The organism is Streptomyces sp. NPDC002306 (assembly GCF_053593435.1).
In genome coordinates, this window is record NZ_JBSFCK010000018.1 from 101,665 (window position 1) to 114,897 (window position 13,233).

The 13,233-nt window shown below is 67.3% G+C and carries 12 protein-coding genes and 3 pseudogenes; 6 read left to right on the forward strand and 9 right to left on the reverse strand.

Annotated elements, in window-relative coordinates; translation table 11 throughout:
* Positions 1 to 711: 711 nt before the first annotated feature.
* Positions 712 to 1,221: a hypothetical protein gene (locus ACWCQK_RS28395; RefSeq protein ID WP_451159678.1), complete on the forward strand. Its 510-nt coding sequence runs from the start codon at positions 712 to 714 to the stop codon at positions 1,219 to 1,221.
* Positions 1,222 to 1,508: 287 nt separating this feature from the next.
* Positions 1,509 to 1,970: a HEAT repeat domain-containing protein gene (locus ACWCQK_RS28400; RefSeq protein ID WP_451159680.1), complete on the forward strand. Its 462-nt coding sequence runs from the start codon at positions 1,509 to 1,511 to the stop codon at positions 1,968 to 1,970.
* A gap of 1,040 nt (positions 1,971 to 3,010) precedes the next feature.
* Here the strand turns inward: ACWCQK_RS28400 and ACWCQK_RS28405 are convergent.
* The 3 genes and pseudogenes from ACWCQK_RS28405 to ACWCQK_RS28415 form a co-directional block, all read right to left on the reverse strand.
* Positions 3,011 to 3,451 (reverse strand): DUF6086 family protein, encoded by a 441-nt coding sequence (locus ACWCQK_RS28405; protein ID WP_451159740.1) that lies wholly within the window; start codon positions 3,449 to 3,451, stop codon positions 3,011 to 3,013.
* A gap of 739 nt (positions 3,452 to 4,190) precedes the next feature.
* Entirely contained in the window at positions 4,191 to 4,709 is a 519-nt protein-coding gene (locus tag ACWCQK_RS28410; protein WP_451159682.1) for a hypothetical protein, read from the reverse strand.
* Positions 4,710 to 4,773: 64 nt separating this feature from the next.
* Positions 4,774 to 4,914 (reverse strand): annotated as a pseudogene (locus tag ACWCQK_RS28415) (IS701 family transposase); the annotation flags it as partial.
* Here ACWCQK_RS28415 and ACWCQK_RS28420 point away from each other — a divergent pair.
* Positions 4,912 to 5,464, forward strand: a pseudogene (locus ACWCQK_RS28420) (transposase); the annotation flags it as partial. The pseudogenes ACWCQK_RS28415 and ACWCQK_RS28420 overlap by 3 nt on opposite strands.
* The gene (locus tag ACWCQK_RS28425) at positions 5,461 to 5,928 is read left to right on the forward strand and encodes a hypothetical protein (RefSeq protein ID WP_451159684.1); all 468 of its coding nucleotides are present in this window, start codon (positions 5,461 to 5,463) and stop codon (positions 5,926 to 5,928) included. The pseudogene ACWCQK_RS28420 and the gene ACWCQK_RS28425, both read left to right, overlap by 4 nt.
* Before the next feature lie 275 nt (positions 5,929 to 6,203).
* Here ACWCQK_RS28425 and ACWCQK_RS28430 read toward each other — a convergent pair whose 3' ends face one another.
* Positions 6,204 to 6,749 carry a S1 RNA-binding domain-containing protein gene (locus tag ACWCQK_RS28430; protein ID WP_451159686.1) on the reverse strand — a complete coding sequence of 182 codons (546 nt, stop codon included), beginning with the start codon at positions 6,747 to 6,749 and terminating at the stop codon, positions 6,204 to 6,206.
* Between the two features lie 292 nt (positions 6,750 to 7,041).
* On the opposite strand from ACWCQK_RS28430, the gene ACWCQK_RS28435 reads away from it, so the two are divergent.
* Positions 7,042 to 7,326 carry a hypothetical protein gene (locus tag ACWCQK_RS28435; protein ID WP_365770400.1) on the forward strand — a complete coding sequence of 95 codons (285 nt, stop codon included), beginning with the start codon at positions 7,042 to 7,044 and terminating at the stop codon, positions 7,324 to 7,326.
* 145 nt (positions 7,327 to 7,471) lie between these two features.
* On the opposite strand, the pseudogene ACWCQK_RS28440 reads toward ACWCQK_RS28435, so the two are convergent.
* Positions 7,472 to 7,786 (reverse strand): annotated as a pseudogene (locus ACWCQK_RS28440) (transposase); the annotation flags it as partial.
* Positions 7,787 to 7,873: 87 nt separating this feature from the next.
* Complete coding sequence (locus tag ACWCQK_RS28445; protein WP_451159688.1) at positions 7,874 to 8,344, reverse strand: hypothetical protein; 471 nt, start codon at positions 8,342 to 8,344, stop codon at positions 7,874 to 7,876.
* 259 nt (positions 8,345 to 8,603) lie between these two features.
* On the opposite strand from ACWCQK_RS28445, the gene ACWCQK_RS28450 reads away from it, so the two are divergent.
* On the forward strand, positions 8,604 to 9,605 hold the full coding sequence (locus ACWCQK_RS28450; RefSeq protein ID WP_451159690.1) for a GNAT family N-acetyltransferase: 1,002 nt from the start codon (positions 8,604 to 8,606) through the stop codon (positions 9,603 to 9,605).
* 52 nt (positions 9,606 to 9,657) lie between these two features.
* Here the strand turns inward: ACWCQK_RS28450 and ACWCQK_RS28455 are convergent, their stop codons facing one another.
* The 3 genes from ACWCQK_RS28455 to ACWCQK_RS28465 form a co-directional block, all read right to left on the reverse strand.
* Positions 9,658 to 10,110: a hypothetical protein gene (locus ACWCQK_RS28455; RefSeq protein WP_451159692.1), complete on the reverse strand. Its 453-nt coding sequence runs from the start codon at positions 10,108 to 10,110 to the stop codon at positions 9,658 to 9,660.
* A gap of 235 nt (positions 10,111 to 10,345) precedes the next feature.
* Positions 10,346 to 11,836, reverse strand: a complete 1,491-nt coding sequence (locus ACWCQK_RS28460) for an FAD-binding oxidoreductase (protein WP_451159694.1) — start codon at positions 11,834 to 11,836, stop codon at positions 10,346 to 10,348.
* A 165-nt stretch (positions 11,837 to 12,001) separates the two neighbouring features.
* Positions 12,002 to 13,204, reverse strand: coding sequence for a hypothetical protein (locus ACWCQK_RS28465; protein WP_451159696.1), 1,203 nt, complete (start codon positions 13,202 to 13,204; stop codon positions 12,002 to 12,004).
* Positions 13,205 to 13,233: the final 29 nt, after the last annotated feature.

Genomic DNA, 13,233 nt, shown 5'->3' on the forward strand with positions numbered 1-13,233 from the left:
GGGCGGCACGGGGACCGGGAGCGGCGGCGGGGCGCCGTGGGAGGCGCCGGCCGGCGTTTAAACCGGTTTGAATGGCTCCCCGTAGCCTTCGCCTCCACCTCGGGATAAGTCAAGTGCCTGGAAAAAAGAGACAGGCTTGTAATGATTAATTACTATTTGTACTGGATGTCCACTATGGGGCACGAGACCGAAGAGTGACGTTGTTCCTGGAGCGGCGGGGGGTGGTGTGTCGCGGTGGGCGCTGAAGCTGTGCGACGTCCCCGCGAGCACTGGCGAGGGGCAGTGAGAGATATCGGCGACCTTGGAGAGCTGTCGGAACGATGAAACTTGAGTGAATGCAGCAAAGCCGAGCGGGTCGCGGCTCGGGCGGAGGGGGACGGTGTCCGGCTGGGGGTGCGGAGGCTATTGCGCGGGTGCTTCGCAAAAGGCGGTCCGTTGATGCGAAGTTGGCATTCCGGCTACGGGCCTCGCGCCGACGTGCAGGTTGTCGTGGGTGGCCGCTCCTGTCCGGAGGGGGTCGTACGACCGACGCTGTTTGAGATTCTCCCCGCTCGTCTCCATTGCGACGCTGCGCCGCCCACAGACTTGAGTTCGGGGGTCGTACGACGGACGTTGGCAGACGGTCGGCCATTCCTGTTGTGGCGAGCAGCTGAGCGGCGGCTTCCGTGAAAACCCCTCGACCGGGATGCCTTGTTCCCTGATCATTTGCAGATGACCTCGGCCGAATCAGCAGCGAGCATTCTGCAGGACTGTGCCGCTCTCTGGAGCGTGGGGGAGATCCGTGCCGGCGACGTCGTCGACGCCGCCTGTGACGCGCTCGTCGCTGGACAGGACAGCCCCGCCTTGAGAATCCTCGCGGCCTGCACACGTGCCGAGGCGGACTATGACGTTTCGGACCTCCTTCCTCCAGCACTCGACGAACTAGGCCTCACGTTCTACCCAGTGGGCAGTGATGCCGGACAGGAAGCTGTCGTACGGGCCCTTGCCGTCCGGATGCTGGCCGGTGAGCTGACGCCACGCGGGCTGGCCTTCCGAATCCACGAGCGCTTCGGGCACGAGCTGCCCTTGGCCGAACGACTCGCCGAACTGGACGACGAGTACGACATCCTCGAATACGGCGACAGAACACAGGCACAGGTCGACGCCGAAGTCACCGCCGAAGCCCATCGGCTCGCACATCCTTGTGTTCCAACCGAGCCCATGGATGCTCCGACCTTGTGATGTGCGTAAAGACCGCCGGGCGGGCGTCGATGCCGACTGCGGTCTGCCTCATGACGGGCGGAGATTCTGACCGACGCGTAGGTCGTTATCTGGACTTTTCGCACTTCATGGTTGCTTGGAGTTGCGTTTTGTGCTGCCGACGGTGTGAGCCGCGTCGCGTGCCGTCCCTGCATGCTGTGACCGAGCGTCCGGTCGTTCGCGGTGCGAGCCGGCCACCTTGTCGTGGGCCTGGGACGGGTGGTTTATCGAGTGGCCATGGTGGGTGATGCCGAGCCAGACTCAGGGAGATGGACGGCATGATTGCCCGGCGGGTTGGCGAACTGGATGCGGAATCGAGCGAGGTGGCAGAGGATGCCCAGCATGCGCTGATCGCTATGGGGTCAGCAGTGCTGGAGGAGTTGATCGCAGCAGTGCCTGGCCTGGGACCTTTCGGACAACTGTGTGCGATCGAGGTCGTCAGTGCGCTACGGGATCCGCAGCCGGGTGACGTGCTGGTCGACCTGCTGGACAGCGAGAACTCCACCGTTCGCCAATGGGCGGCCGAAGCCTTGGCCGACCTGGGCAATCAACGTGCAGTGCCGGGACTTCAGCGCACCAATGAAGCCTTTCGGCGGCGAGGCGAAGCCCCGGACGACAGCGAAGGAGTGGCCCTTCGCTGGGCGCTGAGTGAACTCGGTGCCCGTGACGTCGTGCTCCCACCCAGGGCTGCTGCGTTGCGACGGTCGGTGGAGTGCTTGGATCCGGCCTGACCGACAGTTCACCTCGCCGAAGTCATTGAGGAGCTTGCCGTTCACGGTCAGGCGATTCTCTATTTCCAGGTTTGGCAGGTCAACCTCGATCGCGGGGCGTTCGGAGGCCACGGTCCGGGCATCGACTGGCAGGTTGACCGTCGGCTGCCCTGGGATCGAATCGTGGCTGACTGCCGGGACTGGGCCCTGCTGGCAGCCGAAGCGACCGACAAGGCGCCAGATCTGGTAGCGACGATTTGCTGGATCGACGCGTCGGACCTGTAACGTTCACCGGGTCAATCGACCTCCGCGCCAACTCACCTGCCTTGACAAACAATTGCAGCACCCGGGTTGGCACCGAAGCTGATGCGCGCACCCGACGGATGGGCCGGTGCCTCGGCGGAGATTTCGAAGCCGACAGAGAGCGCCTGCGTCGACGCCGCCGAGGAAACGTCCACGCTGAGTCGTCGATATGCGGAGAGCTACAGCCCCGTGGGTATGTGGTCGCAGCAATTCCCGTCGTATATCGCGGAAAGCGGGTGCGTTGTCGCTGTGGGGCCGAAGTGGCTATGGCTCCTGGGCTCAACATCCAGGGAGGTACTGGCCTACACGGCTGGAAAGGCTGCTGGGCCCTTGAGGCCGGGCAAACCTGAAGGGTACGAGCGGCGCAACTTGACGCGGTACGAAAGCGAGGATGCCGCTCGGGCTGCTGCCTTGGAGCATGCCCGGTTCGAGGCTCACGGATGCTTCGCCCTGGGACGTGGTGAGGGACTCGCCCAGTTGGCGGAGCAGTTGTCCCAGGATATGCACGATCCGAACTTGCCGACGGGACACGACCTACCAGCCGACGACTGAGATTTCAGCGCTGTTTGCGACTGTGCCTTCCAGTAGTTGCCGCCTGTGGTTCGAAGAGGTACGCACCACAAGTACATCAGGAAGCGCACCAGATCGCGCGGAGAACAGCGGATAGCGGTTTCCCGGCCGATCGATCGATGGCGAAGGTATCCGACGCTTGACGGATGATTCTCAGCCTCGGGCGGTTTCGTGCGCGGTTGCCGCGGTCAGCGGGGCATGCACCGGCCCAGTTCCTGTGCCTTCGCGCGCAGGGCCGTAGCCCAAGCCGCGCCCTCCGCAGGGGTGGACATCCCAGTGACGGTGAAAACCTGCACATCTTCGAGCGGGGTTTCCGGGGAGGCTCCGTGCCGTGCCCAGTCCACCTTGATCCCAGCGCGCTCCGCAAGGACCAACACCGTGGCAGTGAAGCCTTCGGAGAGCGCGAGCCAGACGGCGTGGCTCATTCCTCGGTGCTTCGCCAGCAGGGCGTTGACGAAGGTTTCGAAGGTCGCAGGGCTGATCTGGCACTCGTCGTTCTCCATCAGTCCGATGCCCGATGGGAGTTCCAACTCCGCTTCGAAGACTGCTACGTGGCGCTGGAACATACGGGACGCTCCATTGGACGGATTCCACAGTGTCTCGTCGCCGATATCGAAGTACTGGCTCATTGCGGCGGCACCTTTCAGCTGGTCATGAAAGGCCAGCGTATCCAGCCGGATCATTGCCGTCGCCAGAGTTTTGTCTTGGCCGAACACCGATGGCACGACTCGATTCCTCAGCGGGCGATGCGGTGTCGAATGCCCCGCTTGCGGAGCCAACCGCACGTGCGGTCAGCGTCGCAGCCCTTCTCCGTGTGCAGGTTCGCCGGGCGGCGCCGTCTCGGTCCGCGCCGGCAAGGGAGCGGCGGGATACCTCGCGCGAGCAGTTCGGATCGGACTGTTCCCTCGGAGAAGCCGGCCCGGGACTGTGCGACCCCACTTCCGCACCTGCGCCCGCGTACGACAGGTGGGCGAATAGCCATCGGTTGAGGAGGCCATCTCAGGTCGGGCTGGTGGGGCCTGCCTCGTGCGCCGGTGTCATGCGTGACTGCTGTATGTCGTCGCCGTCTGGCGGGCGTTGATGTCAGCGGAACAACTGCGGCCCCGGGCATGCTTCCCAGGGTTCCTCTGGCCGGTCGGCCCAGCGCCACCAGAGATGTCGACCGGCGCACCTCCGCAACGACCGGCACGCCCGCAGGCCTTCGTCCTCGCGCGCAGAAAGAGCGAAGCCACCGGATTTCATGGGCTGGCCGCACTCGGGACAGGCCGGGGCTTGGGCGGTCATGCTGCGCACCTCAACGGAGCGCGGGCGGCGCTGCGTGTGGGAAAGCGGTCCGCCGCCGACGGGTCGCACTTCAGCTTGGTTGGCTCAGTCGTCGGCCGCGACGACGAGGGTGATCTGCCCAGCTGAGCGGTCGATGAGCACAAACTCGTGGAAGTACTCGTGTACACGCCCCCAGTCGTGAATCGCCTCATCACCGAGTTCGCTGAGGTAGTAGATGCCGTCAGTTGCGGTCAGCCGGTCGAACACCTCCCGCTGCAGAGCTGCCTCCAACTCGGTGGGCAGGTCCTGGGGCGGGTCCACCCACTCCCGCAGGATCTGCACAGCCTTGTCCTGGGTGACGGGCTCATAGAGGTAGGGAGTGATCAACCGCAGCCAATAGGGACCGTGCCGGAGTCCCTCCGACAGCACTCCACCACCTGCATAGTCGTCGCGGAACTGCTCATGCCCAATCAGTGCGGCAAGCAGCCCTCTATCGTCCCCGGGCTCAGCAGAGAGGCGGAACTGCTTGATGTCGACCCACCGAAACCCGTGCTCCTTCGGATCCGGGATGTGGTGCCGAAAGTTGATGAAGGTGCTTCCCTCGTGAGCGAGCCGGTTGTCCATGGCGCCAGCCTAGGCGGGTGGCAGGGGCACCCTGCCGACCCACTTCAGCCGTAGGTCGTGATCTTCACGCTCGGGCGGCTTGTAGTCGACAGTGGCCGACCTGCGATCGGGCTTGGTGGCGGCGTCGCCCATGGGACCAGTCGAGCCGGCGGTCGACGTCGTGAACGGGCCTGAGGACGAGTGTAGGGAAGAGGCGCTGGACCTCGCGCGGCTGACCAGGCAGCGGAGCGAGGGCCACGCCGCCTTTCAGAATCGTGACTTGCCGGATCGCGGCTTCGTCTACGTGCGGGCTGACGGCGTGCACCCCGAAGGTCCGGCTGGGCCAGGCCCATTCGTGCGTCCTGGTCCTGCGCGGGGTTCGGTTGGGCGGTACGAAGGGGCTGGTCGCCCTGGTCGAGGCCTGCGCGAGTCCACCGAGTCGTGGGCCGACCTGCTGCGCGACTGCCGCCGAGGCGGCATGCGCGACCCCGAGCTGGTCATCGGTGACGGGGTCATGGGCCTGTGGCGGGCGCTCACCGAGGTGTCTGCGGACCACCAATTCCACCGAGTCGACGTTCTCCACGGTCAAGCTCCGCACCACGACCACCTGCGGCGCGGGCAGCCCGGCGGCCGCCCCGACGATGGTGTTCAAGCTGGCCGGGTCGGCTCAGGCCCGATGGCCTGCGATCATCGGAGCCCACCTGGCGTCCTTGGTCCGCGCCGGTGCACGGTTCGAGAAGGGCGTCCTGGTCGAGCGTGAGGAGCGGGCTGCATGAACGTCCACGACATCCTGCAGGACCCGGACGAGCACGTCCGCTTCGCGGCCTACCTCGACAAGTTGGAGCACGTTGCCGACGTGAACGAGGCTGACCTGGTCAGCCGTGTGCTCACTGATCCGGACCGGACGATGGCCCGGTCCGCTGTGCTGCGGCACCTGGACCGTCGAGCCGTCGGCCTCTACCTCGGTCCCGCCTACGAGGGGTGGGCGCAGGCGATGACCCAGGCCACGATCGACCACCCCTTCCTGGCTCAGCGCCTGCGGGAGTGGTCACTCTTCCGCGCCATCACGCTCAAGCTGCCCTGGCAGCCGGAGGACCTGCTCGCGTCATCCAACTGGCTCCAGCTCAAGACCGCTGCCGGGACGAACATCGCGGCCATCGAGATCCTCGCCGATGCAAGCCGCACCAAGCGGATCCGTAATACTGCCAGGATCGGTCTCAACCACCGCAGCGAGAGCTGAAATCAGCTTACTCACTCTTGACCATGGCTCCTCGGACGACAGCGAGGATCGCGTGCGCGAGAGTGGATGTGCCTTCTCGACCAGGCCGGCAGCGAGGCAGCGGTCAGGGTCGGTCGGCAGTCCAGTAGCGCGGCACGTACAGTTCCGGGTTCGCTTCGGCGTGCCCTCGCTGACCTGCGTAGACCAGGCATGACAGCGACGGCTTGGGTATTTGTGGACGATCACGCAATTCCCCAGGGGCTGTCCGGCTGAGGCGGTCCAGGCGAGCCGCCGTGTCAGTCCGCTGCCGTGTGCTCGGTCGGGAGTGAGAGGCGGATGCGGCGCCGTGCCGGGTCTACTTCGGCGATCCGTGCCGTCAGCTCGTCGCCGACCTGGATGTCGCGGTCGCCGCCCAGCTGTGACAACTCGGAGTTGTGGAGTAGACCGTCCATGCCGTCATCAACGCTCACGAACACTCCGAAGGGGACCAGCCTCGTGACGCGTCCCTGCAGGACGCTGCCGACTTGATCGACCCATGCCAGCCAGGGGTTCGGCTGGAGGGCGATGAGGGACAGGACAGCCTGCCCGCGCATCTCGGCGTCCACGCCCAGGACTGCCGCGGTCACCCGTTGGCCCATCGTCACGACCTCTCCGCAGGAAGAGATCCACTTCCACGAGACCTCCGGTGGAGGAATGAAGCCCACCGAAGGCTCGGGGGCTCCATCAAGGTCCACGAAGACGCCGAAGTTCTCGATCGACGCAACCACTCCCGAGCGTTCGTCCCCGCGACGGAGTGTCGCCAGGAACTCTCTCAACACCGGGGAAGGAAGCGGATGGGCCATGGCTGCGACCTTATGCCACCCCTGGTTCGAGCGGCCCGCGTACCAGTGGACGACGTCCGGCGATCGCCGTCCCCCTGGGGAATTCCGTGAACGTCAAGGTGGGGAATTACGTGGCTCTGCCCGCGGTTCCGTGAAGCCTCGGTCTGCCCAGCCCTGGTCACAGCAGAGACCCGGTCCGGATCACCAATACACCTGCCCGGGCGCTCTTTCGACGTCCCGCGAGCGGGAGACTCGCGATGGGGGTATGCCATGTCACGCAAGGTGACCTCGGGGACCCATGAGGAGAGCAGCTATGTACGCAGTAGTTCGGCGCTACGAAGGGGTGAGCGACCCTGCCGAGGCGGGACGCCGGGTGAACGAGGGGTTCGTGGCGATCCTGCGCCAGGTCCCCGGATTCGTGGCTTACTACTGGGTCGATGCCGGGGACGGAGTGATGGTCTCCACCGGCGTCTTCGAAGACCAGGCCGGGGCCGAGGAGTCGACCAGGAAGGCGGCGGACTTCGTCCGGGCCAACCTCGCCTCACTGCTCCCCAACCCTCCCCAGGTCGCGGCCGGCCAGGTGGTGGCTGCTGGGTAGGGACCTGCGCAGTGGCGCTGGATCCCACGTACCCCCAGTCCAATGACCTGGCCTTTCACGAAACTCCGGCCAGAGCCAATTACGTGACGCCAACACCGGTCTGGGCCGGGAATTGCCTGATCGCCGACAGCATTCTCGATCCTGCCGCAGTTCCGGTGTACTGGCGCTGGAGGCCGACCGTGTCGGCGCCCTTCTTCACGTCACCGGTCTCGTCGACCACCAGCATCGCCTGGTTGTCGCGCAGATGCTCCAGCACGTAGCCGCGCGTTGTCGCGGACGGCGTCGGCGTCCCACTTGGCCCGCCCGACCAGGTGCTGCATACCGTCCGGGGTAGTGGCCCCGGCCCATTCGGCGATGGTCCAGCAGCTCTTGCGCGGCAGGTCCGAAAGAGCCCGAGCACCAGCCGCCGCATCCGACGCCGGGGTTCGATCCCCTTGAACCCGCCCGCGACCTGACTCATCAGGCAGTCGAAGGGCTCCTGCCGATGAGCAGGAGCCTACGCTGGCATCCAAGGCCACCGCTTGATCGGCGGTTGTCCGCCTACCACCTAATGATCAACAGCGGCTGCACCAAAAGGACTCCATTTGCCCCAATAGTCGACCCCGTCGATTCGGTAGCGAACACCGTTGACGAATCGCCACTGGGCAAGCAACTGCCGTACTTCGTCGGGTGCCTGACGGTGCTGTGTGAGCAACGCGGTCAGTTCGTCGTATCGCACGTCGATCCCCCCGTGCCCGGGGTGGCTGTCCGGTCCGACTGCCCCCGCCTTGTGCCGCTCATTCCACCTGACGAAGATCGACCATTGCTCTTGCTCCAGCGCCAGAGCGTCCTCACTGGCGGGCCAGACGCAGTACTCGCCAGCGTCGTCGAGGCGGTCGTAATCATGGCTGTGGAAGTAGTGCGGGACGCCGTTGACATCGGCGATGCCCTCGCGAGGGCCGTCATACCATTCCAGCTCGACGAACACACACTCGAACCCGTCCGCGATCAGTGTCTCTTCGTCCCAGGTATCAGCCACGTCGGCAGGCTACGGGCGGCCGGCCTTGCGCGTACATGATCACGATCACGCCAAGGCCTGCCGGGCTCCGTTCCGTCAGCGGGTAGGCTCGTGGCCGTTCTGGAAGACCTTCCCCAGCCCTGACCCCAACCCCGATCCCGACCACGCTTGGCGCGTGGCGGTGAACTGGGCTTCGATGCGGTTGTGTCGGCGACTGGACCGTCGCGCCTCACTTGGCGACTGGGGAAGGCACGCACAGCCCGGCAGGAGATCATCGTTCATGACCCGCGATTCCGTCTCGATCGAGTCGTTGCGCCTCGATGAAGAGCACGCTTTGGGGGAGTTCCATCGGCTGCACCGGCAAGCGCAGGCTGTGGACCTTCCGGACGGTCCTTTGTCCTGCGGGAGGGCCTTTCTCGGGGAGATGATCCATCCGCGGCCCGGGAACTCCGTGCTGGCCTGGGGCGCGTGGGTGGGGGGCCTGCCGGTGGGGTTGTGCGCGATCGGCGTGCCGGAAGCCGACCGGCGACGGGCAGCGGATGTGGTGCACTTCGTGGTTCATCCGGATGCCCGCCGTGTGGGTGTCGGGAGCCGGCTCCTGGCCACGGCGACGAGCCACCTGTCGGGACTTGGTGTCCAGAAATTGAGGGTCTTCACGTCCGGCCCTGTGGACGGCGCCGGTCCGGGTGATGCGTTCGCCGAGGCCACCAGGGCGGCGCGTGGCCTGGGCTATCAGCGGCTGTCGCTGCGTACGGTCACGACCGGGTCGAGCGCCGACAGCGGTACCGGCACGGGATATGAGCTGTTGCAGTGGCGAGGCGGCGTACCCGCAGAGCACCGGGCGGCGTTCGCCGCGATGTCGTCCCGTCTCGCCGCCGAAGAGGCTGCGCGTTCCGGCGGGGACGAGGTGCCTGAAGACTTCGACGAGGACAAGGTCCAGGGGCTCTACGCGGCTCTGCACGCATGGGGTTACCGCACCTACCTGACCGCCGTACGGCATCGGCGTACCGGTCTGCTGGTCGGGTACTCGGCGCTCGGCATGGCCGACTCGCATCAGCGGCATGCGAGCCAGTGGGACACGATGGTGCTGCCGTCGCACCGGGGCCACGGATTGGGAGCGGTCCTCAAGCGCGCGAACCTGTCGTGGACCGTTGAACACGAGCCCGAGCTGGCGACCGTGGCGACCTGGAACGCGGTCGGCAACTCCGCGATGCTGCATGTCAACGAGTCGTTGGGCTTCCGCGTCGACCGGAGTGGAGCACTGTGGGAATGGTCCTTGTGAAGCCGTCAGCAGATCATCGGTGATGATGTTCGGCTCCGGTGGTCGGGGCGGTTCAGAGCGGCGGGTCAGGCTGTGCCCAACTGGCGCGGTAGGGGTGTGTGCCGAAGCGCTCTCCGAAGTCCTGGTCGGCGAGCATGCTCTCGTGTCCGCCCCGGATGCGGGTGGACGCCCACTTCAGGACTTCAGCCCACAGGCCGCCGTCCGGGTGCGGCGACCGGTCCGCGGCAGCGCTGAAGTCGTAAAGCACCTGCGAGGCGTTGAGTTCGCGTGCGGCGACCGCTGTGCGGATCTTGTGGTACTCGGCTTGTGTCCGGATCTGGTGACACGAGCACTGGTGATGGGCCTGGGTCGGCCCGCACGGCCCGGCGCCCGGGTGGTCGGCGGGAGTTCCGGTGCACGCGGCCGGATCGGGGTCGGTGCACCCGCATCCGAGGAACGCGTGGACGGTGTGCCACTCCGGGTGTGCCGGTCCGACGGCGCGGCAGAGGCGGGGAGAGGGCTCCATGGGCTGCGGTCTCCTGGTCGTGCTTGATGACTCGGGTGCGTTGATGGGCTGCCTGGAACGGAGGGGCGCCGTGGCGGAGGGACCTGCGACTTGCCGCGCCCGGGCGGGGTGCGCGGGACGATGCCCTGAGTGGCGGGTATCTGGAGCTATCGGGTGATACGCGTCGGGCAGTGAACCGTTCATGCGCGGTCCGGCGCGGTTGACGCGTCGGCCGTGCCGGCGTCTCGTCAGGAGTTCAGTGGCGGCCTGGGGCCAGTACCCCGTGTGGGTCCAGTAGGTGTCCGAGCAGGTCGCGGAGGACCGTGTCCGGCCCTGGCCCGGTCGGTGTCACAGGGTGGTCGATGTCGGTGCGGTAGACGGCGAATCCCTCGGCTGCGAAGGCTTCGTGCAACTGGTCGAGGGTGTGGTGGGCGTCCCGTACCGCTGTGGGGTTCTCCGGTGCGAATCCGAGGGTGACGACGTGGTCCAGGGCTTGGGAGTCCAGCACGTTCATCGTGATGCCCGGCGCTGTCGTCGAGCCCGCGAGGCATGCGCGGGTCAGTGCGGCCGCCCTGCGTACCGCTGTGCCTTCGAAGGGCACGATGGGCAGGAAAAGCAGCAGTCCGCGTGCCCGGTCCAGACAGTGGGCGCAGTGGCCCGTTTTCCGCAGGAAGAGTGTGTCGTGCGGGTCGGCGTCGCCCGCGTAGGCCTGCTGCACCCATCGGTCGGCGGCCTGCTCCGGGCCGAGGGTGAGTCCTGTCCTCGTACGGTCCCGTAGTCGTTCGGTGATGATCTCCGTCGTCGCCCGCACCATGTCCTGGTCTCCGGCGAGGCAGACGTGGGCGAGGTATCGACCGGGTGTCCCGTAGGTGCGGGCGGCGACCGGGTCGTAGATCTTCGTGTTCGCGGGGATCAGGCTCTGCTCGGTCCACTCTCGCAGGGTGTCCACCCCGCGTTCCGGTTCCCGCTCGTCCAGCAGCAGGGGCAGTACGCGCACGGCGGCTGGGCGGGGGAGGAGGCGGACGGCGGCCGCGGTGATGACCGCCCAGGCGGACTGGGTGAACAGATGGTTCAGGGAGGGGCCTCGTCCGTGCGGGCGCACCACCGTGCCCGCGGTGCCCGGCCACCAGCCCGTGCGGGCGATCGTGCCGTCGGCGAGGACGAGTTCGAGGCCGGCCAGGTCCTCCGCGCGCCCCCGCAGCAGACCGACGCCCCGCTCCAGCAGGCCGCCGATCACCGCCGTCTGCTGAGAGGAACCCGTGAGGTTGAGGATCCGAGGAGTCCCGGAGAGGTGGGCGGCGAGCCGGCCCTGGGTGACGCCGGGCTCCACGATCGCGTACCCGCGACGGATGTCAATTTCCCGGATCCGGTCCAGTCCCGAAAGGTCCAGCACGGTGGCGCCGTCGCGTACCGGGGTGCGTGAGCCGAGTCCCCAGTTCCGGCCGGTCGAGACGGGGTGCAGCGCGGAGTTGCCGACGGCGGCTGCCTGCACTGCCGCCACCACCTGCGCGACGGTGGTGGGCCGGAGCACTCCGGCCACCTTCCGGGGCCTGAACCGTCCCGTCTCCACGTCGGACCCTGGCTGCGGCGCCGCGTCCCCGCAACTCCCTTCGGTCGTGGGCACGCAGGACGCGCATTTCACTGCGGCGGGCAGAGCGGGCGGGGGCATCGACGGCGTGCCCTGCGCGGAGGAGGGACACGGCTTGTCCGTGACGAGGATGGTGGGGTCGGACTCGGGGGAGGGCACCTGGGTCTCCTGGATCGTGACGAAGAGGTGCGCCGCCCCGCCTGTGCCGGGGAGTCGGACACAACGGGGCTCAGGCGAGGGCGACGCACGTAGGCGAGGGTCTGGTCGGTTCTGTCTCCCGAACCGTTTCTCCGGTCTCTCGTGCGAAGAGCGGTCGGGGCCGGGTCAGCGCTCGCAGTCCTGCCCGCGCACGAGTTGCCGCAGTCGCTGATCGGCGAGTTTCCGCGCCGCCACGACACCGCTCTCAGGCGCTACGCCGTCCTGGGGCCGAGTGCGCGACCCTGAGGTATCGGCCTGTGTGAGTGACTCCGAGGTCTCGGCCTGTGTGCGCGATCCCGAGGTCTCGGTTTGCGTGAGTGACTCCAAGATGTCGGCCTGGGTGCGTGATTCTGAGTTCTCGGCCCGAGTGCGCGCGCCGGCCGCCTGCGCGCGAGAGTCCGGTGTTCCGGGCATCTGGCCGACGGCGGGCCGGTCGACGCCCTGGCGGGTCTGGGCCATCAGGAGACTGGGTTCGGTGGAGCCGCCGAATCGGTCGCAGACCCAGACGTGAGCGGTGTAGAGCTGGCTCACGCCCGCGTGCACGGCGTCGGCCGACCTGAGCGCCAGGCGGTCCAGCCCGCCGCCGCGCTTCAGTGTGCGCATGACGGCCACGAGATGCTGGTGGTCGCGGGTCTGCAGCCCGCTGAATCCGGCGTTCACGGCGGGCGGCACCATCGTGTCCCGCACCTCCCCGTACCAGTGCGGGGGGAAGTCGGCGGCGTAGCGCATGGAGGCCGAGGCATTGCGGCACAGCCAGGTGAACTCTCGCACCGCCTCCTCCTCCCGCGCGGTGCCGGCCGCCTGGTCCACCCCGGACAGGGCCGAGCTCAGCAACTGGAGCACGACGAAGAAGCGCTGGTGCCCGATCAGCCAGCGCAGGTGCGCCGCCGCGGAGGGGTCGGCGGGCGCCCACTCGCGGTCCTTGGAGGGCATCGACAGGCCGCCGGTGAGGAAGGCGGTGACGCCCAACAGCTCGCCGGATTCTGCGTCGAGGGTGGTCCCGGCTGTGGCCAGGTCCTCCCGCACGAGCAAGTCGCTGACGAGGACGGCCGTTGCGAGCAGGGCGGCGTTGTCGCCCCGCACCCGCTCCACGTCGAAGTGCCGGTCGTGAATGCGGCTGCCGGCCGGCGGCTCGAGGACAACCAGTCCGTCGGCGCCGTGTGCTGTCGTCGCCCAGTCCAGCAGCGCCCGTCGGGCTTCGACTGCGCCTGGCTCGTCGCCCATCGCGGCCTCGTACGCCACGGGCGCGCGTTCCAACAGCGCGGTCAGCGACCGTCCGACGGTGGCTGTCCCGGCGGGCAGTTCGTTGGGGAGCGGCAGCCGGAGCATGGTCGACTCGTAAAGTTTTGCACCATGAG